Source organism: Microbacterium mangrovi (genome assembly GCF_000802305.1).
GTDB classification, from domain to species: domain Bacteria; phylum Actinomycetota; class Actinomycetes; order Actinomycetales; family Microbacteriaceae; genus Microbacterium; species Microbacterium mangrovi.
Genome location: NZ_JTDK01000001.1, coordinates 102,439 through 122,828, shown reverse-complemented (window position 1 = coordinate 122,828; position 20,390 = coordinate 102,439). Strand labels below are relative to the sequence as shown.

At 71.3% G+C, this 20,390-nt stretch carries 20 protein-coding genes; 4 read left to right on the top strand and 16 right to left on the bottom strand.

Annotated elements, in window-relative coordinates:
• Positions 1–5 precede the first annotated feature (5 nt).
• The 3 genes from LK09_RS00585 to LK09_RS00575 form a co-directional block, all read right to left on the bottom strand.
• The gene (locus LK09_RS00585; protein ID WP_039394236.1) at positions 6–1,400 is read right to left on the bottom strand and encodes a glycosyltransferase; all 1,395 of its coding nucleotides are present in this window, start codon (positions 1,398–1,400) and stop codon (positions 6–8) included.
• A 98-nt stretch (positions 1,401–1,498) separates the two neighbouring features.
• Positions 1,499–3,076, bottom strand: a complete 1,578-nt coding sequence (gene guaA / locus LK09_RS00580; RefSeq protein WP_039394232.1) for a glutamine-hydrolyzing GMP synthase — start codon at positions 3,074–3,076, stop codon at positions 1,499–1,501.
• A complete protein-coding gene (locus tag LK09_RS00575; protein ID WP_039394229.1) occupies positions 3,073–3,564 on the bottom strand; it encodes a DUF3817 domain-containing protein in 492 nt (163 codons plus the stop codon). Before LK09_RS00575 ends, guaA begins: the two co-directional genes overlap by 4 nt.
• Positions 3,565–3,684: 120 nt before the next feature.
• Between LK09_RS00575 and LK09_RS00570 the strand changes: the two genes are divergently transcribed.
• A complete protein-coding gene (locus LK09_RS00570) occupies positions 3,685–4,074 on the top strand; it encodes a DUF6153 family protein (protein WP_156138589.1) in 390 nt (129 codons plus the stop codon).
• Between the two features lie 139 nt (positions 4,075–4,213).
• Positions 4,214–5,719, top strand: coding sequence for a multicopper oxidase family protein (locus LK09_RS00565; protein ID WP_039394224.1), 1,506 nt, complete (start codon positions 4,214–4,216; stop codon positions 5,717–5,719).
• An 18-nt stretch (positions 5,720–5,737) separates the two neighbouring features.
• On the opposite strand, the gene LK09_RS00560 is transcribed toward LK09_RS00565, so the two are convergent.
• From LK09_RS00560 to LK09_RS00535, 6 genes are all read right to left on the bottom strand, one after another.
• Positions 5,738–6,610 carry an SURF1 family protein gene (locus LK09_RS00560; RefSeq protein WP_039394221.1) on the bottom strand — a complete coding sequence of 291 codons (873 nt, stop codon included), beginning with the start codon at positions 6,608–6,610 and terminating at the stop codon, positions 5,738–5,740.
• The gene (locus tag LK09_RS00555; RefSeq protein WP_039394219.1) at positions 6,607–7,725 is read right to left on the bottom strand and encodes a GuaB3 family IMP dehydrogenase-related protein; all 1,119 of its coding nucleotides are present in this window, start codon (positions 7,723–7,725) and stop codon (positions 6,607–6,609) included. The genes LK09_RS00560 and LK09_RS00555 overlap by 4 nt, the downstream gene beginning before the upstream one ends.
• A gap of 202 nt (positions 7,726–7,927) precedes the next feature.
• The gene (locus LK09_RS00550; protein ID WP_039394217.1) at positions 7,928–8,206 is read right to left on the bottom strand and encodes a DUF2277 domain-containing protein; all 279 of its coding nucleotides are present in this window, start codon (positions 8,204–8,206) and stop codon (positions 7,928–7,930) included.
• A gap of 64 nt (positions 8,207–8,270) precedes the next feature.
• Positions 8,271–9,239, bottom strand: a complete 969-nt coding sequence (locus tag LK09_RS00545) for a hypothetical protein (protein ID WP_052226238.1) — start codon at positions 9,237–9,239, stop codon at positions 8,271–8,273.
• A 248-nt stretch (positions 9,240–9,487) separates the two neighbouring features.
• Positions 9,488–11,176, bottom strand: a complete 1,689-nt coding sequence (locus LK09_RS00540; protein WP_039394214.1) for an ABC-F family ATP-binding cassette domain-containing protein — start codon at positions 11,174–11,176, stop codon at positions 9,488–9,490.
• A gap of 68 nt (positions 11,177–11,244) precedes the next feature.
• Positions 11,245–11,862, bottom strand: a complete 618-nt coding sequence (locus LK09_RS00535; RefSeq protein ID WP_197060935.1) for a TetR/AcrR family transcriptional regulator — start codon at positions 11,860–11,862, stop codon at positions 11,245–11,247.
• A 93-nt stretch (positions 11,863–11,955) separates the two neighbouring features.
• Between LK09_RS00535 and LK09_RS00530 the strand changes: the two genes are divergently transcribed.
• Positions 11,956–13,413: an MFS transporter gene (locus LK09_RS00530; RefSeq protein ID WP_231562912.1), complete on the top strand. Its 1,458-nt coding sequence runs from the start codon at positions 11,956–11,958 to the stop codon at positions 13,411–13,413.
• 96 nt (positions 13,414–13,509) lie between these two features.
• Here the strand turns inward: LK09_RS00530 and guaB are convergent, their stop codons facing one another.
• The 3 genes from guaB to groES form a co-directional block, all read right to left on the bottom strand.
• Positions 13,510–15,012 (bottom strand): IMP dehydrogenase, encoded by a 1,503-nt coding sequence (gene guaB / locus LK09_RS00525; RefSeq protein WP_039394207.1) that lies wholly within the window; start codon positions 15,010–15,012, stop codon positions 13,510–13,512.
• Between the two features lie 71 nt (positions 15,013–15,083).
• Positions 15,084–16,010 (bottom strand): EamA family transporter RarD, encoded by a 927-nt coding sequence (rarD, locus tag LK09_RS00520; protein ID WP_039394855.1) that lies wholly within the window; start codon positions 16,008–16,010, stop codon positions 15,084–15,086.
• A gap of 157 nt (positions 16,011–16,167) precedes the next feature.
• Entirely contained in the window at positions 16,168–16,464 is a 297-nt protein-coding gene (gene groES / locus LK09_RS00515) for a co-chaperone GroES (RefSeq protein ID WP_039394204.1), read from the bottom strand.
• Between the two features lie 154 nt (positions 16,465–16,618).
• On the opposite strand from groES, the gene LK09_RS00510 reads away from it, so the two are divergent.
• Positions 16,619–17,806: a class I SAM-dependent methyltransferase gene (locus LK09_RS00510; RefSeq protein ID WP_039394201.1), complete on the top strand. Its 1,188-nt coding sequence runs from the start codon at positions 16,619–16,621 to the stop codon at positions 17,804–17,806.
• 37 nt (positions 17,807–17,843) lie between these two features.
• Here the strand turns inward: LK09_RS00510 and LK09_RS20435 are convergent, their stop codons facing one another.
• From LK09_RS20435 to tsaB, 4 genes are read right to left on the bottom strand one after another with little or no spacing between them, the layout of a single operon-like run.
• On the bottom strand, positions 17,844–18,227 hold the full coding sequence (locus tag LK09_RS20435) for a hypothetical protein (protein ID WP_052226237.1): 384 nt from the start codon (positions 18,225–18,227) through the stop codon (positions 17,844–17,846).
• Positions 18,224–19,285, bottom strand: a complete 1,062-nt coding sequence (tsaD, locus tag LK09_RS00500; RefSeq protein WP_039394197.1) for a tRNA (adenosine(37)-N6)-threonylcarbamoyltransferase complex transferase subunit TsaD — start codon at positions 19,283–19,285, stop codon at positions 18,224–18,226. The genes LK09_RS20435 and tsaD overlap by 4 nt, the downstream gene beginning before the upstream one ends.
• Positions 19,275–19,742: a ribosomal protein S18-alanine N-acetyltransferase gene (rimI, locus tag LK09_RS00495; RefSeq protein WP_039394194.1), complete on the bottom strand. Its 468-nt coding sequence runs from the start codon at positions 19,740–19,742 to the stop codon at positions 19,275–19,277. The genes tsaD and rimI overlap by 11 nt, the downstream gene beginning before the upstream one ends.
• A complete protein-coding gene (tsaB, locus tag LK09_RS00490; protein WP_039394191.1) occupies positions 19,739–20,374 on the bottom strand; it encodes a tRNA (adenosine(37)-N6)-threonylcarbamoyltransferase complex dimerization subunit type 1 TsaB in 636 nt (211 codons plus the stop codon). Before tsaB ends, rimI begins: the two co-directional genes overlap by 4 nt.
• Positions 20,375–20,390: the final 16 nt, after the last annotated feature.

Below are 20,390 nucleotides of genomic sequence, written 5' to 3'. Positions count from 1 at the left end.
CGGCGTCACGCCCGACGGCTGGGGCTGCCCAGCACGTCGGTGACTGCAGACGCCAGCGACTCCATCACCCGCGCCGGATCCACCAGGCGGGATGCCTCCACCGCTTCGCGCGACAGCCGCAGCCGCAGCTCCACGTCGGTGAGCACCTCGATGAGGGCGGTCGCGATCGCGTCGATGTCGCCGTCGGGGACGAGGATGCCGCCGCCGTTTCGCAGCGAGTCCCGCGGACCGTAGCGCACGTCGTAGCTGACGACGGGGCATCCGTGCGCGAGCGCTTCGATGATCGCCAGGCCCTGCCCCTCGAACGCCGACGTGAAAAGCAGCACGGAGGCGTCGTCGAGCACGGCGCCCGGGTCGGTCGTCGCTCCGCGCAGGGTGACGTGCGCGCCCAGCCCGAGTTCGTCGATCAGCTGCTGCAGGGCGCCCCGGCCGGTGCCGTCGCCGTACACGTCGAGCACCGCGTTCGGCACGATCGGCACGACCTGCGCCATCGCCCGGATCGCATGGTCGATGCGCTTGCCCGGCGCGAGGCGGTTGAGCATCGCGACCCGGCCCTGCGTGCGCTGCGCCGGAGGCCGCACGGATGCCGCGGCGGGAACCCCGTGCGGCACCACGATGTGCACGCCGTCCAGCTCGAAGCGCTCCCGCACGTCGTGGCGCTGCTCGTCGGTGAGCCACAGCACCGCGTCGAAGCGCTCGGCCAGGTCGAACCAGCGGCCCCACAGCGCATTGACCGGGGCGTCGATCGTGTAGGGCGGTTCGAGATGGATGGTGTGGGTCGCCTGGATGAGCCGCACACCCGGGTCATCCCACCCGGCGAGGAGCTCGCCGAGCTGGCGGGATTCGCACAGCACCACGACCGGCCGGTTCGGATCGTCCTGCCGCAGCTGCCGGGCGACCTCGTCGAGCCACGCCCGGTACAGGGCGCCGAAGCCGTCGAGCACGCCGTGCACCGAGCCGTCGCGCCGGTGCACGAGCACCGGCGCCGTGCTGATGTGCCAGTCGGGATCCCCGACGATGACCGGGAGTCCCACGGTCGGCCGGCCGTGCTCGTCGAGCACGGTGCGGTAGTCGAGCGCCGGATCCGCCTCGCCCGGGTGCGCGGCCTCGCGCAGCCAGGATGCCGCTCCCCCGTCGGGATCGGCGGCCTCGTCGAACAGGTTGCGCAGGCGGGCGGGGTCGACGACGAGCTCCCGCTCGTCGAACGTGCGGCGGTGCCGGGCGTGCTCGGCCGGAGTCCCCGGGTCGACCGTGAGGATCAGCGGCCCGCGGCCGTCGTGCACCCCGGCGGCGGCCATCTGCCGGGCCCGGGCGAGGGTCGCCAGCGTGTACCCCCCGTCGAGATCGGGGATGAGTCGGCTCGAGAGCACCAGGTATTCGGCATCCGGAAACGTGGTCACGCCTCCATCATCCCCCGCCGCGCCGCGCATGCCGGGCACCGCGGCGGGCAGAGCACGAGGCCCGGAACCGCTGGTGCGATTCCGGGCCTCGTCGGGGTTCACTCCCACTCGATGGTCCCCGGGGGCTTGCTCGTCACGTCGAGCACCACCCGGTTGATGTCGCGCACCTCGTTGGTGATGCGGTTGGAGATCTTCGAGAGCACGTCGTAGGGCAGGCGGGTCCAGTCGGCCGTCATGGCGTCTTCGCTGGACACGGGGCGCAGCACGACCGGGTGGCCGTAGGTGCGGCCGTCGCCCTGCACACCGACCGAGCGGACGTCGGCCAGCAGCACCACCGGGCACTGCCAGATCTCGCCGTCGAGGCCCGCCGCGGTGAGCTCTTCGCGCGCGATCGCGTCCGCTTCGCGGAGGATGTCGAGCCGCTCGCGGGTCACCTCGCCGATGATGCGGATGCCGAGGCCGGGGCCGGGGAACGGCTGGCGGCCGACGATCGCCTCGGGGATGCCGAGCTCGCGGCCGATCGCGCGCACTTCGTCCTTGAACAGGGTGCGCAGCGGCTCGATGAGCGCGAAGTCCAGGTCGTCGGGGAGTCCGCCGACGTTGTGGTGGGACTTGATGTTCGCGGTGCCGGTGCCGCCGCCGGACTCGACGACGTCGGGGTACAGCGTGCCCTGCACGAGGAACTTGATCGGCGCACCCTCGGCCTTGGCCTCGTCGACGAGCTCGCGCTGCACCTTCTCGAACGCGCGGATGAACTCGCGGCCGATGATCTTGCGCTTCTCTTCGGGGTCGGTGACGCCCGCGAGATGCCCGAGGAAGGTGTCCGCGGCATCCACCGTGATGAGGCGCACGCCCGTGGATGCCACGTAGTCCTTCTCGACCTGCTCGCGCTCGCCCTGGCGCAGCAGGCCGTGGTCGACGAAGACCGCGGTGAGCTGGTCGCCGATCGCCTTGTGCACGAGGGCCGTCGACACGGCCGAGTCGACACCGCCGGACAGCGCCGAGATGACGCGCGCGTCCCCGACCTGCTCGCGGATGCGCTCGACCTGCTCGGCGATGACGTTCCCGCTGTTCCAGTCGGCCGGGAGCCCGGCCGCCTTGTGCAGGAAGTTCTCGATGACGGCCTGGCCGTGGGTCGAGTGCTTCACCTCGGGATGCCACTGCACCCCGTACAGGCGCCGCTCGTCGTCGCTGAACGCGGCGACAGCGGTGGACGGGGTCTTCGCCAGCACCGTGAAACCGTCGGGCGCCTTGGCGACCTGGTCGCCGTGGCTCATCCACACGTTCTGCTCGGCGGGCAGGTCGCCCAGCAGCACGCCGCCGTCGCCGGTGAGCATCGCGTTGGTCGCGCCGTACTCGCGCAGTCCGGTGTTCGCGACCTCGCCGCCGAGCGTCTGCGCCATGATCTGGAACCCGTAGCAGATGCCGAGCGTCGGCACGCCGAGCTCGAACACGGCCGGGTCGAGGCGCGGCGCGCCGTCCTCGTAGACCGACGACGGACCGCCGGTGAGGATGATGCCCACCGGGTTCTTCGCGGCGATGTCGGATGCCGTGGCGTCGTGCGGCACGATCTCGCTGTACACGCCGGCCTCGCGCACGCGGCGCGCGATCAGCTGCGCGTACTGCGCGCCGAAATCAACGACCAGGACGGGTCGCTGGGTGGTTTCGTCGGTCACCGGACTCCTTCGGTGGTAGTGGTCTGGGGGGACGCTGAGCCTGTCGAAGCGTCGGCCGACTCGCGCTCGGCGAGGTAGCGCTTGATGTCGCGGGCGACGCGGCCCTCCATGATGAACGACAGGAACGGCACGACACCGCCCAGCGCCAGCATGATGAACCGGCCGAGCTGCCACCGCATGAGGCTCCAGATGCGGAAGCAGGAGAACAGGTACACGACGTAGAACCAGCCGTGCACGATGAGGATCGTCATCGACAGGTTGAGGCCGTTGCCGGTCGACTCCATGCCCTTGGGGCCCTCGATCACCGGCGAGAAGTAGAGGAAGCCGCCCGATCCGCCGAGGAAGAGCTCGTAGTGCAGACCGTATTTGACGATCATCTCGGCCACCAGCAGCAGCAGGAAGGTACCGGTGATGATCGAGCACACCTGGTAGAACTTCAGGGCGCTGCGAATCTTGGGGAAAGTCGCAGTCTTGGGGGCGAGAGCCATGGGTTCGATTCTACGCGGGGGCGCCTGAGAGCTCGTCCCGCGCCCGTCCGCAGGTCACGCTCGGAGAGCAGGCGAGCATCCGACGGTTCCCCGATACCCCTCCCGGGTATACTGCTGGGCATGGTGGCCGTGACGAGAACCCGGGCGATGGGCGGCCGCCTGCTGCTCGTCGTGCTGCTGCTCGCCGGGCTGCTCGGGATGCACGTGCTCACGGCTGCTCCCCTCGACAGCGCCGGTGGGATGCCGGCCGGACACCACTCACAGACGTCGACGATCGCCGCGGACGCCACGATGAACGGCGGTGTCCACGGCGGTTGCCGCACCGCCATGGACCACACCGGCTCCGCCATGTGCGTGCCGGGGCCGGTCGAGAACGGTGCGGCGGTCATCCCCGTCCCGCACGGCGCAGTGCCGGCATCCATCGCAGCGGTGACCGATCCCGCTCCGCCGCGTGACGCGCCGCGCCACCTCGCGCTCTCGCACGGCGACCTGTCCATCTATCGGACGTGAGCGATCGGGGATGCGCCCGGCATCCCTCGCTTCCTCGGCACACCCCGCCCGGGGTGCCCGACCGCCGACGACTCCGTCTCGCCGCCACGCCGGCGCGTCTCGGTGGTCCGCTCACCAACGACTCAGAAGGACTTCCACCATGCCCACTCCTCTCAACCGCCGCCAGTTTCTGGCGGCCGGAGCGTTCGCCCTCGCCGCCGTCGGGCTCACCGGCTGCACCGCCACGAGCAGGACGACCACCTTCGTCAGCCCCGGAAGCGCCGCAGTCGCCGCGGCCGAAGCGAAGCGGCGCCGCACCGGAACCGTGCTCCGGCGCGCGCTGTCCGCCGAACCGGTGACCCTCGACCTCGGCGGGAAGACCGCGAAGACGTGGGCCTACCGCGGCGCGTCCGCCGGCACGCCGCTGCGCGGCAACGTCGGCGACACGCTGAAGGTCGCGTTCACCAACGACCTCCCCGACCCCAGCAGCGTGCACTGGCACGGCCTCGCCCTGCGCAACGACATGGACGGCGTGCCGCACCTCACCCAGCAGGCCATCCAGCCCGGCGGCACCTTCGACTACGAGTTCACCCTCCCCGCTCCCGGCACCTACTGGTTCCACCCGCACGTCGGAACGCAGCTCGACCGCGGCCTGCATGCGCCGCTGATCATCGACGACCCGCAGGAGAGGGCCGACTACGACCGGGAGTGGATCATCGTCCTGGACGACTGGCTCGACGGCATCACGGCGACGCCGGACGAGGTGCTCGGTGAACTGCGCCGCGGGATGATGGACCACGGCGGCTCGGACATGGGAGCGATGCGGATGGGGAACACCCTGATGGGCGCGACCTCACCGCTCCTGGGCGGCGACGCGGGCGACGTGTACTACCCCCGGTATCTGATCAACGGCAGACCCGCGAACGACCCGGAGACGTTCACCGCCAAGCCGGGCGAGCGGATCCGGCTCCGCGTCATCAACGTCGGAGGCGACACCGCCTTCCGGTTCGGCGTCGTCGGACACCGCCTCACGATCACGCACACCGACGGCTTCCCCGTGCAGCCCGCCCAGGCCGAGAGCGTCGTGCTCGGGATGGGCGAGCGTTACGACGCGATCCTCACAGCCGGCGACGGGGCGTTCGCGGTGATCGCCGAAGCTCTCGGAAAGCAGGATCAGGCTTTCGCCGTCCTGCGCACCGGGTCCGGAAGCGTCCCAACACGGAACACGAAGCTGCCGCAGACGATGCCGCCGGCCACCGCCGGCGATCTCCGCGCGGCATCCACGGCTGCCCTGCCCACACGCACCGTGGACCGCACCCTCGTGCCGAAGATGACCGGGAGCATGGGCAGGTACGACTGGGCGATCAACGGCACGCGCATGGACATGAGCGCCCCGCTCGAGAACGCCCTGAGCATCGAGCAGGGCGAGCGGGTCGCCCTCGAATTCATCAACTCCACGAACATGTGGCACCCCATGCATCTGCACGGGCACACGTACCAGCATCCCGCCGGCGGCCCCCGCAAGGACACCTCGATCGTGCTGCCCGGCAAGACGCTCCGCGTCGAGTTCGACGCCGACAACCCCGGGCGCTGGCTCAGCCACTGCCACAACGTCTACCACGCAGAGGCAGGGATGATGGCGACGATCGCCTACCGGGCGAAGTGAGCGGCCGCCGCGGGGAACCTACCGGCCGTCGAGCGGCGCGGCATCCTCCGCGGGATCAGGATCGCTGCCGAAGCCGAGCTCCTCGCACTCCTTCTCCCAGGCATCCTTCGCGAGGCGGTACCACATGTAGAACGCGAACCCGGCGAAGACCGCCCACTCGACCGCGTAGAACAGGTTCAGCCAGTTGAGGCCGCTCTGCGTGGGCGGCGGTGCCGAGATCGTCGTGAGACCCGCATCCGCCTGGTCGCTCAGCAGGTACGGACGGTAGACCGCGAGGCCGGTGATGTCGTGCCACCTGCTGAGCAGGGCTGCCGGCGACATGACGCTGAGCTCGAACGGGTGCGCCTTCGGCGGCGCCACCGGGCCCTCGTCATTGACCAGCCGGCCCCGCAGGGTCACCGTGGTCGAGGTCGTCGCGCCGGCGTTCAGCTGCGCGACGGCCTTGGCCGCGGCCTCGGACGTCGGCGCCCAGCCGATCGCGACGGCCACCGAGGTGGGCTTCGCCTCCCCGGCGACGCGCAGCTGCCCCGTCACCCAGTACCCCTCGGTGCCGTCGTTGAGGCGCTGCGTCAGCACGATGAAATCGCCCGGCACGTACGAGCCGCTCACCGAGACCCGCTGCCCGACCAGCGCGCCGTCGAGATACTCCCCCGGCTTCACGACCTGGTCGATGGGCACGACCTTCTCGAGCTGGGTCGGCTCGGTGGCGCCGGATGCCAGGGCTCGTCCGAGCTGCCACTGACCGAGCCAGGCGAACACACCCGCGACGACGACGAACAGGGCCAGCATCCCGATCCACTTCGGGCGCAGCATCACCTCGCGAAGGGTCGGCGGGAAGACCTCGGGGATCTCGCCGGTGGCCGGGTCGTCCGGGTCGCCGGTGCCGCTCATTTTCCGGTGTACGGGGCGAGCACGACCTCGACCCGCTGGAACTCCTTCAGGTCGGAGTAGCCGGTCGTGGCCATCGACTTCTTCAGCGCGCCGATGAGGTTGGCCGTGCCGTCGGCGACCTGCGCCGGGCCGTAGAGCACCTCTTCGAGGGTGCCGACCTGGTCCACCTTCACGCGGCGCCCGCGCGGCAGCTTGGCGTGGTGCGCTTCGTCGCCCCAGTGGTACCCGCGGCCGGGGGCATCCGTCGCCCGCGACAGCGCGACGCCGAGCATGACGGCATCCGCCCCCATCGCGATCGCCTTCACGATGTCGCCCGCGGTGCCCACGCCGCCGTCGGCAATGACGTGCACGTAGCGGCCGCCCGACTCGTCGAGGTAGTCGCGGCGGGCGCCGGCAACGTCGGCCACCGCGGTCGCCATCGGCGCGTGGATGCCGAGCGTGGCGCGCGTGGTGGATGCCGCCCCGCCGCCGAACCCGACGAGCACACCGGCCGCGCCGGTGCGCATCAGGTGCAGGGCCGCGGTGTACGTGCTGGCGCCGCCCACGATCACCGGGACGTCGAGGTCGTAGATGAACTTCTTGAGGTTGAGCGGCTCCGCGACCGTCGACACGTGCTCGGCCGACACGGTGGTGCCGCGGATGACGAACAGGTCGACCCCGGCCGCGACGACGGTCTCGTAGAGCTCCTGCGTGCGCTGCGGGGTGAGGGCGCCGGCCACGGTGACGCCGGCCGCGCGGATCTCGGCGAGGCGGTCGCGCACCAGTTCGGGCTTGATCGGCTCGGAGTAGAGCTCCTGCAGGCGGCTGATCGCGCTGCGACCCGGCAGATCGCCGATGTCGGCCAGCAGCGGCTCCGGGTCGTCGTACCGCGTCCACAGGCCCTCGAGGTCGAGCACGCCGAGGCCGCCGAGTTCGCCGAGGCGCACGGCGCTGGACGGGCTCATCACCGAGTCCATCGGGGCGCCGATGATCGGGGTGTCGAAGTGGAACGCGTCGATCGACCAGGCAGTGGAGACATCCGCCGGGTTTCGCGTGCGCCGCGACGGCACGACCGCGATGTCGTCGAACGAGTATGCCCGCCGGGCGCGCTTGGCGCGGCCGAGTTCGATGTCCATGCTCACGGGCCCAGCCTACCCGGCAGGCCTGTGAGACCCGGGCCCGCAGCTTCGGTTCGCCCCGCGTCCCCCGGCATCGCGCGTCCTTGACCGCCGAGACAGGTGTTCGCCGCCGAAACAAGTGGTCGTGTCACTTGTCTCAGCGCGAACCACTTGCCTCGGCGCGATGCGGGATGCCGGTGGGGCGGGCGGCCCGGCGACGTCAGGCCGCCGCGTACCGGCCCGAGCGCACGGCGCGGGCGCGGGCCTTCGCCGCCTCTTCTTCGCGGTTCTTCGGCGGCGCGGTGGTCACCAGGTCGTCGAGCAGGTGCTGCGTGAGGTGCGCGATCTCGGCGACGGCGTGGTTGAAGGCCTCTTCATTTGCCTTCGACGGCTTCGTCGTCCCGGCGATCTTGCGCACGTACTGCAGAGCGGCCGCGTGCACCTCCTCGGAGGTCGCAGCCGGCTCGAAGTTGTGGAGCGTGTGGATGTTGCGGCACATGCCCCCGACCTTACGCCGGTCCCCTCCCGCCGAGACAGGGTTCTCGCGACGAGACGAGCGCGGGTTAGCCCCGTTTCGGCGGCGGAGGCCTGTCTCGACGACCGACGGCGCGGGGGTTCGTCCCGAGCGTGCGAAGCATCGCCCATTGCCGCGGACGCACGGGCATGAGGCCGGCGGCGCGAAGGGCTGCGTCGAGGGGTTCGAAGCGGAGCGTGTCGCCCCAATCCCAGCGTGCGAATCCGTCGATGTCGGGTCGCCGCCGCAGGCGGTCCTCGCGCTTCTTCTCCTTCACGAAGTGCGCTTTCATGGCCCGGGGGCTGGATGCGTCGTACTTCCCGTACCCGTCGGATTCGCCCAAGACCCGCTGCCGGGGCCAGTGGAAGTCCACTCGGTCGAGGTACCCGTCGGTTCGGAACTCGGCCTGGAGCCGCGGTTGCTCGTACCCCAGCCAGTCGATGACGGCGCGACTGAACGACTCTCCGACCGACTCGGCCTCGGCTCGCGCGTGCTCCTGCACCCATCGCAGCTGACGGATGCCCCGACCGTTCGCCTGACTCTCGCCCCGCGCGGCGAAGTCGATGGGACCTCCTCGCATCCGCAGGGTCGCATCTGCGACCGCGAGAGCCTGCGCCGGCTGCAGCATTCGCCCGAGGTCGACTGCGGTCGTGATCAGATCGGTCGTGTGGATGCCGCCGAGGTCGATGATCGGACGGGCATCCGCGGATCCGTGCACCCGCACATCGCCGACGTGCCAGCTCGTGCGGCCGAGCAGGTGGATGTCGCGCGGCTCGTCGAACACGGGCTGGCCCTGCAGCGCCGCCGCCGACTCGAGACAGAACGTCGGATGATCCCAGACGAGGGCGACGGCATGGACGCGTGCCAGGTAGCGGCCCCAGGGTGTCAGCGCGCCCCAGTCGGCGCGCTCTGCGTAGACCCCGCGCCGCACGACCCTGAGCGCCGGGTCTCGCGCCATCCGATCGCGATTCGGGTGGTCGCGGGCACGCAGCAGGGGAATCGGCGAGGGATGCAGCATCCCACCACGGTGCTTTACCAGCCCCGCTCGTCGCTCCCCGCAGCCCTCTGCTGTGGATGGACGCGCCGACGCGCCCGCCTGTGGACGCGAGACAGGCTCGCCGCGACGAGGAATGGCCCCGCCACACCTTCCTCGGCGCCGCGACCCTGTCTCGACGAACGCGGGACGGGGCGGGACGGGACGGGACGGGACGGGGCGGGGCGGGACGGGGCGGGACGGGACGGGGCGGGGCGGGGCCGGATGCCGCCTCAGCGCGCCCGGGCGACGCGGGACTCGTCCCACACCGGCGCGTCGGACTCGTACACCCGGCCGTCGGCGCCGAACACCAGGAACCGATCGAACGAGCGGGCGAACCAGCGGTCGTGCGTGACGGCGAGCACGGTGCCCTCGAAGCGCGCCAGGGCGAGCTCGAGCGCCTCGGCCGAGACGAGGTCGAGGTTGTCGGTCGGCTCGTCCAGCAGCAGCAGCGTCACGCCGGACAGCTCCAGCAGCAGGATCTGCAGTCGCGCCTGCTGCCCGCCGGACAGCGAGTCGAACGTCTGCTCCGCCTGCGCCACCAGACCGTAGCGATCCAGCGCCGAGCTCGCGGCATCCCGCGGCATCCCCGGCCGCTCGCCGTCGCCGCGGTGCAGGATCTCCAGCAGGGTGCGGCCGGTGAACTCCGGATGCCGGTGCGTCTGCGCGAACCAGCCGGGCACCACCCGGGCGCCGAGAACCACCCGGCCGTCGTGGGCGACGGCATCCAGCCCCGACCCCACCGTCGTCACGTGGCCGAGGAGCGGATCCGGGTCGCTGCCGCCGGCCGCCAGCAGACGCAGGAAGTGCGACTTGCCCGACCCGTTGGAGCCGAGCACGGCGACCCGGTCTCCGAACCAGACTTCGAGGTCGAACGGGCGCATCAGGCCGGTGAGTTCCAGCTGTTCGGCGACGACCACCCGCTTGCCCGTCCGCGAGCCCCGCAGCCGCAGCTGCAGCTCCTGTTCGCGCGGACGCTCCTGCGGGGGCCCGGCGTCCTCGAAACGGCGCAGCCGTGTCTGGGCCGCACGGTATCGCGACGCGAACTCGTCACTGGCCGCCGCCTTCACGCGCAGGGTCGCGACGAGGTTCTTGAGCTTCGCGTGCTGCTCGTCCCAGCGCCGGCGCAGCTCGTCGAGGCGCTCCATGCGGTCCTCGCGCGCCTGGTGGTACGTGCGGAACCCGCCGCCGTGCACCCAGGCGGAGCTTCCCGCGCCGCCGACCTCGAGCGTCACGATGCGGTCTGCCGCGCGCGCCAGGAGCTCCCGGTCGTGCGAGACCAGCAGCACCGTCTTGGACGTCGCGCGCAGCTGGTCCTCCAGCCAGCGCTTGGCCGGGACGTCGAGGTAGTTGTCGGGCTCGTCCAGCAGCAGCACCTCGTCGGGACCGCGCAGCAGCGCCTCCAGGGCGAGCCGCTTCTGCTCACCGCCCGACAGCGTCTCCAGGTCCCGGAACCGGGCGCGCTCGTACGGGATGCCGAGGGCGGCGACCGTGCAGGCGTCCCACACGGTCTCGTGCTCGTAGCCGCCCGCGTCGGCGTAGTCGGCGAGGGCCGCCGCGTACCGCATCTGGGAGTCGGTGTCGTCGTGCTCGATGATGGCGGTCTCGGCCGCATCCAGCTCCTCGGCGGCGGCGCGCACGCGCTCGGGGGCGACGGAGACGAGGAGGTCGTGCACGGTCTGGCCGGGCCGGGAGTGACCGACGAACTGGTCCATCACGCCGAGCCCTCCGCCGATCGAGATGACGCCCGTGTCGGGAGCCTGCGCGCCGCGGATCATCCGCAGCAGGGTGGTCTTGCCGGCGCCGTTCGCGCCGATGAGCGCCGTCGTCGAGCCTTCGCCGACCCGGAACGAGACGTCGTCGAGCAGGGGTCGTCCGTCCGGCAGCGCGAACGAGACGGATGCCACGTCGATGTAACCCACGGTGGGCGTCCTTCCGCCCCGCCGTCGAACACGGAGCCGATCAGGCTATCAGAATCGCCGGGCGGGGTTCACCACGGGTCGACGCTGCGCGGGACGACGTCGAGCACCTCGGGGAGGGTCGACGGGAAGCACGACCGGAACATCTCGGTCACCGACTCGTCGTCGCCGTAGTCGTCGACCAGGCGCAGCCCGATCATGGTGTTGATCAGCATCCCCTCGGCGAGGAACGACCGGGCCTTGTCGGCGTCGAAGCCGGCCTCGTCGCGGAAGAAGCGCCACACGCGCGCGAAGCCGCGCCGGGCGATGGGGCCGATCACGGGATGACTCCCCAGCAGGTACGCGTGCGACATCGTCTGGTGCAGACCGCGCACGCGCAGCAGGTCGACGTACGCGGTGCCGATGCGCTTGTCGATCGAGGTTCCGTCGTCGGTCGCGATCGCCGCGCGGAACGACCGCAGCAGTTCGTCGGTCGCCTCGGACAGAGCCGCGAGGAAGAGGTCTTCCTTGGAGCCGAACAGGCGCACCACGTACGGCTGGCTGACCCCCGCCGCCTTCGCCACCTGATCGGTGGTCGTGCCGACGTAGCCGCGGGCGCCGAACACGGCGAGCGCGGCCTGGAGGATCTGCTCGCGGCGCTCCTCCGAGGTGAGGCGTTTCGCGGAGTCGACGCTGACCTGAGAACTCATGCTTGACATGTTATCAGTCGATTACTACATTGGTGCTCAGTGAAGTAATCATTCGATTACAACCCCTCTGAACCACCTCCCTCAGGAGCGATGATGACCACCACCCACACCGCGCGGGACACCCGGCCCTTCGCCGTCGTCGTCGCCGCGGCATCCCTGCCGATGTTCATGGCGACCCTCGACAACCTCGTCATGACCAACGCCCTCCCGGTGCTGCACGACAAGCTCGGCGCCTCCGTCGAACAGCTGCAGTGGTTCGTGAACGCGTACACGCTGACGTTCGCCTCGACCATCCTGCTGCTGTCCGCGCTCGGCGACCGGTTCGGCCGGCGCACCGTGTTCCTGCTCGGCATCGGCGTGTTCACCGCCGGCTCGATCCTCGCCGCACTCAGCACCGACCCCGGCCAGCTCATCGCCGCCCGCGCGGTGCAGGGACTCGGCGGCGCCGGCGTGATGCCGCTGTCGCTGGCACTGCTCACCGGCGCCGTGTCCACCCGGCGTCGCCCCCTCGCGATCGGGATCTGGGGCGGGGTGTCCGGCCTCGGCGTCGCGGCCGGCCCGCTCATCGGCGGTGCGATCATGAGCGGCTGGAACTGGCAGGCGATCTTCTGGATCAACGTGCCCGTCGCCGTGGTGGCCATCCCCCTCGCCCTGTACGGCCTGCGCAACGACTTCGGCGCCCGCGCCCGCATCGACGTGCTCGGCACGGTGCTGGTCGGTCTCGGCGTGCTGGCCCTGGTCCACGCGATCGTGCGCGGCAACGACGACGGCTGGGACTCGCTGGGCGTCATCGCGGAGCTCGTCGCGGGCGGCATCCTCGTCCTCGCGTTCCTGCTCTGGGAGTGGCGCACCCGGGCCCCGCTCATGCCGCTGCGGCTCTTCCGCGATCGCTCGTTCTCGGTGACGAACATCGTCGGCTTCGGGTTCTCGTTCGGCGCGATGGGAGCGGTCTTCATCCTCATCCAGTACATGCAGGTCGTGCAGGGCGCCACCCCGTTCGAGGCCGCGCTGCGCACCACGCCGTGGACGATGGCGCCGATGATCGTCGCGCCGCTGGCCGGCATCATCGCGCCGCGCGTCGGCACCCGCATCCTGATGGTGACCGGACTCCTGCTGCAGGGGGCCGCCCTGACGTGGCTCGCGCTGCAGATGTCGGTGACGACGCCGTACGCCGACATGGTCGTGCCGTTCGTGATGGCCGGCATCGGCATGGGACTCGTGTTCGCCCCGTCGGCGACCGCCCTGCTCGCGACGCTGGGCCTCGCCGACCACGCGAAGGCGTCCGGCGTGAACTCCACGCTGCGCGAGATCGGCATCGCGCTCGGCACCGCGGTGCTCACCGCCGTGTTCCTCGGCGCCGGCGGACAACTCGTGCCGGCGCTGTACGTGACGGCCGCGCAGCCCGCGGTCCTGACGGGGGCCGGGGTGCTGTTCGCCACCGCCGTCGCCGCGCTGTGGCTTCCGGCCGGGCGGAGCACGGCATCCCCTACGGCCGTTCGCGCGCCGGATGCCGCGAAACAGGTCGTCGCCGCCGAGGCGAGCCCGCGCTGACCCCGTCTCGACGGCGCGACCCGGTCTCGGCGACCGGACCGGGCGAACGCGAGAGGGCCGGTGGCGACGTGCCACCGGCCCTCTCGACGTCGCGTCCTACTTCTTGTAGTTGGGCGCCTCGACGATGATCTGCACGTCGTGCGGGTGCGACTCCTTGAGTCCGGCCGGAGTGATCCGCACGAACTTGCCGCGCGACTTGAGCTCGTCGATCGTGCGCGCGCCGACGTAGAACATCGACTGGCGCAGGCCGCCGACCAGCTGGTACGCGACCGCGGACACCGGGCCGCGGTAGGCGACCTGGCCCTCGATGCCCTCGGGGATCAGCTTGTCGTCGCTGGGCACGTCGGCCTGGAAGTAGCGGTCCTTGGAGTACGACGTCTTCTTGCCGCGGGTCTGCAGCGCACCGAGCGAGCCCATGCCGCGGTACATCTTGTACTGCTTGCCGCCCTGGAAGACGACCTCACCCGGCGACTCGTCGGTGCCGGCCAGCAGCGAACCGAGCATCACGGTGTCGGCCCCGGCGACGAGCGCCTTGGCGATGTCGCCCGAGTACTGCAGGCCGCCGTCGGCGATGACCGGGACGCCGGCCTCGCGTGCGGCGAGGGATGCCTCGTACACCGCAGTGACCTGCGGCACGCCGACGCCGGCCACGATGCGGGTGGTGCAGATGGAGCCCGGGCCGACGCCGACCTTCACGGCGTCCACGCCGGCGTCGATGAGCGCCTGGGCGCCCTCGCGGGTGGCGACGTTGCCGCCGATGACGTCGATGTGCGCGAACGACGGGTCGGCCTTGAGGCGCTTGACGATGTCGATGACGCCCGCGGACTGCCCGTTCGCGGTGTCGACGACGAGCACGTCGACGCCGGCATCCCGCAGCGCCTCGGCGCGCTGCCAGGCGTCGCCGAAGAAGCCGATGGCCGCGCCGACGCGGAGGCGACCCTGGTCGTCCTTGGTGGCCAGCGGGTACTTCTCGCTCTTGTCGAAGTCCTTGATGGTGATGAGCCCGGCCAGGCGTCCGTCGTCGTCGAGCAGCGGCAGCTTCTCGACGCGGTGCTTGGCGAACAGGGCGATGACGTCTTCGGCGGCGATGCCGACCTTGCCGGTGACGAGGTTCTCGCGGGTCATCACGTCGCGCACGATCGTGGTCTTGCGGGCCTTGCCGGTCACGAAGCGCATGTCGCGGTTGGTGATGATGCCGATGAGGCGTCCGTCGTCGTCGACGACCGGGAGGCCGGAGATGCGGTACTCCGCGCAGAGCGCGTCGACCTCGTCGATCGTGGCGTCGCCGGTCGTGGTGATCGGGTCGGTGATCATGCCTGACTCGCTGCGCTTGACCCGGTCGACCATCGCCGCCTGGTCGTGGATCGACAGGTTGCGGTGCAGGATGCCGATGCCGCCTTCGCGCGCGATGGCGATCGCCATGCGGGTCTCGGTCACGGTGTCCATGGCGCTCGACAGCAGGGGCGTGGCCACCGTGATGCGCCGGGTCAGCCGCGACGACGTGTCGGCTTCGGACGGGATGACGTCGGTGTGGCCGGGCAGCAGCAGCACGTCGTCATAGGTGAGGCCGGTGAAACCGAAGGGGTCGGGCTGGTTCATGCATCTCTCCAGATGTGCTCGTGGCACGGCTCAGCAAGGGGATGGGTCGGGAGATTCCAGACTTGATGATTCTAATTGCGGGCAGCCTTGGAAGATTCCCGATGACGGGACGTCCGCAGGGAATCGACAGTCAGCACGATGAGCGCGACCCACACCAGCGCGAAGCCGATCCATCGCGCGAACGGCATCGGCTCGTGCAGCACGAACACCCCCACGAGGAACTGCATGATCGGCGTGATGAACTGCAGCAGCCCGACGACGGTCAGCGGCACGCGGCGCGCACCCGCGGCGAACATCAGGAGCGGCACGGCCGTGACGACCCCGGCCATCAGCACCAGGAAGGTGTGCAGCGGCGGTCCGTCGGCGATCGTGAGGCCCCCGGTGACGGCGACGACGATCAGCTGGATCGCGGCGACCGGCAGCAGCCAGAGCGACTCGAGGGTGAGACCGCTGACGGCATCCACATCGGTTCCGATGCGCTTCTTGACGAGGCCGTACAGCCCGAACGACCCGGCCAGGATGAGGGCGATCCACGGAACGGCGCCGTACGCGATCACGATCACGATCACCGCGACCGCCGCGATGCCGATCGCCGCCCATTGCGTGGCGCCGATGCGCTCGCGCAGCACGAGCACGCCCAGCAGCACGGTGACGATCGGGTTGATGAAGTAGCCCAGGCTGGCCTCGATCACGTGCCCGGTGAGCGTGGCGACGAGGTACGTCTGCCAGTTGACGTAGATCAGGATGCCGGCCAGTGCCGTCCACCCGAGCAGCCGCGGCTGCTTCATGATCGCCCACAGCTTCGGCCAGGTGCGCATGATCGTGAGCAGGATCAGGCAGAAGACGAACGACAGGACGATCCGCCAGCCGACGACCTCCGACGGGCTGGTGGGCTCGAGCGCGATGAAGTAGATCGGGAACAGGCCCCACAGCACGTAGGCGCCCAGGGTGGTGAGGATGCCGACGGTGCGGTCGCGGTCGGTCCCGGCGGTGGGGATCGAGCCGGTGCCGAGCACCTCGGTGCAGTCCGGCACGGCCGTGGAACGGGGGTCGGGGCCGGGCGCGGAGGTCACCGATCCAGCCTACGCCCGCACGAAGAACGGGCCGGATGCCTCACAGGGAGGCATCCGGCCCGTTCGCGAGCGTGACGACGCGTCAGCGGACGACGACCGCCAGGACGTCGCGAGCCGACAGCACGAGGTACTCGTCGGCACCGAACTTGACCTCGGTCCCGCCGTACTTGCTGTACAGGACGCGGTCGCCGACGGCGACGTCGAGCGGAACGCGGTTGCCGTTGTCGTCGATGCGGCCGGGGCCCACGGCGACGACCTCGCCCTCCTGGGGCTTCTCCTTGGCGGTGTCGGGGATGACCAGGCCACTCGCGGTGGTCTGCTCGGCCTCGACCTGCTTGATGACGATGCGGTCCTCGAGCGGCTTGATGGAAACCGACACGGTCTACCTCTTTCGTTGGTGAGAATGAAGACTCGTTAGCACTCGGCATAGGCGAGTGCTGATCCCATCCTAAGCGGGTGGCTGGCACTCACGCAACGCGAGTGCCAATGGTTGTCGCCGAGCGTCATCGGGCGCGGCTCCGTAGGCTGGACGGATGGATGCCGCAGAGCTCGACGCCCTCTTCACCCCCGAGGCCCTGCGACTGCTGGATGCCCTGCCGCCCCTGCACTCGACGGGCGACGTCGCCCGGGCGGTCTCGCAGCTGCGGGCCGCCGGCCACTCCCCCGAACTCGTCTCGGCGGTCGTCGGGCAGGCGCGCCTGCGGGTGCGGGCCTGGGCGAAGTTCGGGGACTTCGCCGACCGGATGCTGTTCACCCGCGCCGGGCTCGAGCAGGCGACGCGGCTGCCGATCGCGGCGCGCCACGCGGGGCGGATGCGCGATGCCGGCATCGGCTCGGTCGCCGATCTCGGCTGCGGCATCGGCGGCGACGCGCTGGGCTTCGCGGGCATCGGCCTGCGGGTGCACGCGGTGGATGCCGACCCGGTCACCGCCGCCCTCGCGGCCTACAACCTGGCGCCGTTCGGCGCCGACGTCACCGTGGTGAACGGGCTCGCCGAGGACGCCCCGCTCGACGACGTCGACGCCGTGTGGCTCGACCCGGCCCGCCGCACGGCGGGGCACACCGAGACCGCCCGGGTCCAGGCCTCCGACTACACACCGGGCCTGGACTGGTGCTTCGCGCTCGCGAAGGTGATGCCCGTGGGCATCAAGCTGGGGCCGGCGTTCGACCGGGCGCTCATCCCCGACGACGTCGAGGCGCAGTGGATCAGCGCGGACGGCTCCACGATCGAGTGCGTCCTGTGGTCGGGCCGCCTCGCGCGCGAGGGCGTGCGCCGTGCGGCGCTCGTGACGCGCGGGCAGGAGGCGTGGGAGCTCACCGCCCCCGCGGATGCCGACGACGAACCGGTGCGCACCCTCGGCGCGTTCGTGCACGAGCCGGCCGGCGCCGTCATCCGCGCCCGGCTGATCGGAGAGGTCGCACGGACGCTGGATGCCGGTGTGCTCGCCCCCGGCATCGCGTACCTGACCGGCGACGCCGAGGCGACCTCGCCGTTCGCGGCATCCTTCCGGGTCCGCGAGACGCTGCCGGCCGACGTGCGATCGCTCGGTGCCGCGCTGCGCGCCCGGAGCATCGGGACGCTGGAGATCAAGAAGCGCGGGGTGGATGTCGACCCCGCCGTGCTGCGCACCAAGCTGAAGCTGCGCGGCGACGAGTCCGCGACGCTGATCCTCACGCGGGTCGGCGGCAAGCGCATCGCGCTGCTGTGCGACCGCGTGTGACGCCAAGCGGGCTGAGCCTGTCGAAGCCCAAGGGGGATCAGCCGGCGGTGGACTCGATGGCGGCGAACACCAGCCAGCCGGCGCTGTAGATCACTGAGAGCACGCCGAGCGCGAGCGCCCAGATCGCGACGAACCGGCTCTCCCACGGGCGGCGCAGGGCGACGATCGCGACGACGATCGCGGCGAGCCCGAGCGGGAATCCCCAGCCCACGAAGAACGACACCCCGAGGCCCACGATCGCGATCCCGAGCGCCCAGGATGCCAGCCGCGCCCGCTCGGCGACGGGGGGATGCACCTCGACGGGCTCCGCGCCGGGCGGGAGGACGATCTCGCCGGTCTCCTCGACGACGGGCTCCGGCTGGTCGTCCGGCACCGGGGCATCCTCCCCCGTGCCCGCGTCGCCCGCGCTCGTCTCCGTCACGCCGCGGCCACCTGGATCTCGGTGACCGGCAGCGTGGAATCCGCCCCGAACGCCAGCGTGGACGGTCCGCGGCCGGATGCGATGAGCTCGGCGGCGAGCGCGGCGATCATCGCGCCGTTGTCGGTGCACAGCTTCAGGTCCGGGATGCGCACCGTGACCCCGGCCGCCGCGGCGCGCTCGGTCGCGACGTCCCGCAGCCGCCGGTTCGCGATGACGCCGCCGCCCAGCAGCAGGCGCGGCACGTCGTAGCGGGCGCAGGCATCCAGCGCCTTGGTGACGAGCACGTCCACGACGGCCTCCCGGAAGGATGCCGCGACATCCGCCACCGGCATCTCCTCGCCTGCGGCCTCGCGCTGCTCGATCCAGCGGGCGACGGCGGTCTTCAGGCCCGAGAACGAGAAGTCGTACCGGTGCTCGGCCATGTCGGATGCCCGCGACAGCCCGCGCGGGAACCGGATCGCGGCGGGATCCCCGGACGCCGCGGCCCGGTCGATCTGCGGACCACCCGGGTAGGGCAGGCCGAGGAGGCGCGCGACCTTGTCGAAGGCCTCCCCCGCGGCGTCGTCCATCGTCTCGCCGAGGAGTTCGACATCGGTGGTGAGATCCCGCACCAGCAGCAGCGACGTGTGGCCGCCGCTGACCAGCAGCGCGACGGTCGGGTACTCCAGCGGGCCGGACTCGGCGTCCAGGATGTCGGCGGCGATGTGCCCGACGAGGTGATTGACCGCGTACAGGGGCTTTCCGAGCGACACCGCGAGCGCCTTCGCGGCCCCGACTCCGACCATCAGGGCTCCCGCGAGGCCGGGACCCGAGGTGACGGCGACGGCGTCGAGGTCGGCGAGCCCCACCTGCGCTTCGGCGAGGGCGGCTTCGATCGACGGCTGCAGCTCTTCGAGGTGGGCGCGCGCGGCGACCTCGGGCACGACCCCGCCGTAGCGGGCGTGCTCGTCCATGGAGCTCGCGATGGTGTTCGACAGCAGCATCCGTCCGCGCACGATGCCGATGCCGGTCTCGTCGCAGCTGGTCTCGATGCCGAGCACGAGGGGTTCAGCGGGCATCCGCGGCTCCGTTCTGCGTCAGGTCGAGACGCATCACGATCGCGTCGACGTCGTCGGGCTGGTAGTAGCGGGGGCGGCGGCCGATCTCCGCGAACCCGGTTTTCACGTACAGGTTCTGCGCGACCGGGTTGTCGGCCCGGACCTCCAGGAACACCTCGCGCGCGCCCCGCCGGGCGGCCTCGTCGAGCAGGGTGCCCAGCAGCAGGCGTCCGGCTCCGCGGCCGCGGAACGCCTCCGCGATCGCGATCGTCTGGATGTCGGCATCCGCGGCGCCGGCGAGCGCCCGCACCCCGCCGTAGCCGACGACGGTCCCGTCGTCTTCGAGCACGAAGTACCGGCCGTGCGGGCTCGTCAGCTCGTCGTGCATCATGCCCGCCGACCACGCGTCGGTCGGGAAGGAGGCGCGCTCGAGCGCCATGATCGCCTCGAGGTCGTCGGCGCTCGCGGGACGGATCACCGCACCACCTGCTTGGGCGGGGTGACGTCGGGGGCGCGCAGGTACAGCGGCTCGTGCGGTCCGACGGTGCGTCCGGCGGCGAGCGCGCGGGATGCCACGACGGCGAGCATCGACGCCGACACGACCGTGGTGTCCACCCGCACGGCGCCGTGCTCGGCGAGGCGGGCATCCACCTCGTCGCGGTGCGCCAGAGCGGGCTCGGTGATGCGGACGGGGAGCCCGTCGTCGTCCAGCCCGTCGTACACGGTGAACGCGAATTCGCGGCGGCGGGCGTCGGTCACCACCGCGAAGCGCGGGGTCGGGATGCCGGCGGCGGCATCCGTGACGAGCCGCGCGAACGCGGTCGCATCGTGGCTGACGACGGGGATCACCGGGATGCCGCGTCCGCCGTCGCCGCCGAGCGCGAAGGCCCGGGCCGCGGCGATCCCGACGCGCAGGCCGGTGAAGGGTCCGGGGCCCATGCCGGCCGCGACGTGCGTGACGGTCCCGGCCGCGACCACGTCGGCGATCAGTGTGCCGATGACCTCGGCATGCCCGCGCGGATCGGGGCTGGATGCCTCGGTGACGACGAGTCCGTCCGGCTCGACGAGCCCCACCGACGTGCCGAGGGAGGTGTCGATGCCGAGGATCATGGGTTCCAGGGTAGTC

Coding starts and splice junctions, on each gene's coding strand:
- LK09_RS00575 (WP_039394229.1), bottom strand. CDS start 3,564: ATGGCTCTCGCCCCCAAGACTGCGACTTTCCCCAAGATTCGCAGCGCC.
- LK09_RS00570 (WP_156138589.1), top strand. CDS start 3,685: ATGGTGGCCGTGACGAGAACCCGGGCGATGGGCGGCCGCCTGCTGCTC.
- LK09_RS00565 (WP_039394224.1), top strand. CDS start 4,214: ATGCCCACTCCTCTCAACCGCCGCCAGTTTCTGGCGGCCGGAGCGTTC.
- LK09_RS00560 (WP_039394221.1), bottom strand. CDS start 6,610: ATGAGCGGCACCGGCGACCCGGACGACCCGGCCACCGGCGAGATCCCC.
- LK09_RS00555 (WP_039394219.1), bottom strand. CDS start 7,725: ATGGACATCGAACTCGGCCGCGCCAAGCGCGCCCGGCGGGCATACTCG.
- LK09_RS00550 (WP_039394217.1), bottom strand. CDS start 8,206: ATGTGCCGCAACATCCACACGCTCCACAACTTCGAGCCGGCTGCGACC.
- LK09_RS00545 (WP_052226238.1), bottom strand. CDS start 9,239: ATGCTGCATCCCTCGCCGATTCCCCTGCTGCGTGCCCGCGACCACCCG.
- LK09_RS00535 (WP_197060935.1), bottom strand. CDS start 11,862: ATGAGTTCTCAGGTCAGCGTCGACTCCGCGAAACGCCTCACCTCGGAG.
- LK09_RS00530 (WP_231562912.1), top strand. CDS start 11,956: ATGACCACCACCCACACCGCGCGGGACACCCGGCCCTTCGCCGTCGTC.
- guaB (WP_039394207.1), bottom strand. CDS start 15,012: ATGAACCAGCCCGACCCCTTCGGTTTCACCGGCCTCACCTATGACGAC.
- LK09_RS00510 (WP_039394201.1), top strand. CDS start 16,619: ATGGATGCCGCAGAGCTCGACGCCCTCTTCACCCCCGAGGCCCTGCGA.
- tsaD (WP_039394197.1), bottom strand. CDS start 19,285: ATGCCCGCTGAACCCCTCGTGCTCGGCATCGAGACCAGCTGCGACGAG.
- tsaB (WP_039394191.1), bottom strand. CDS start 20,374: ATGATCCTCGGCATCGACACCTCCCTCGGCACGTCGGTGGGGCTCGTC.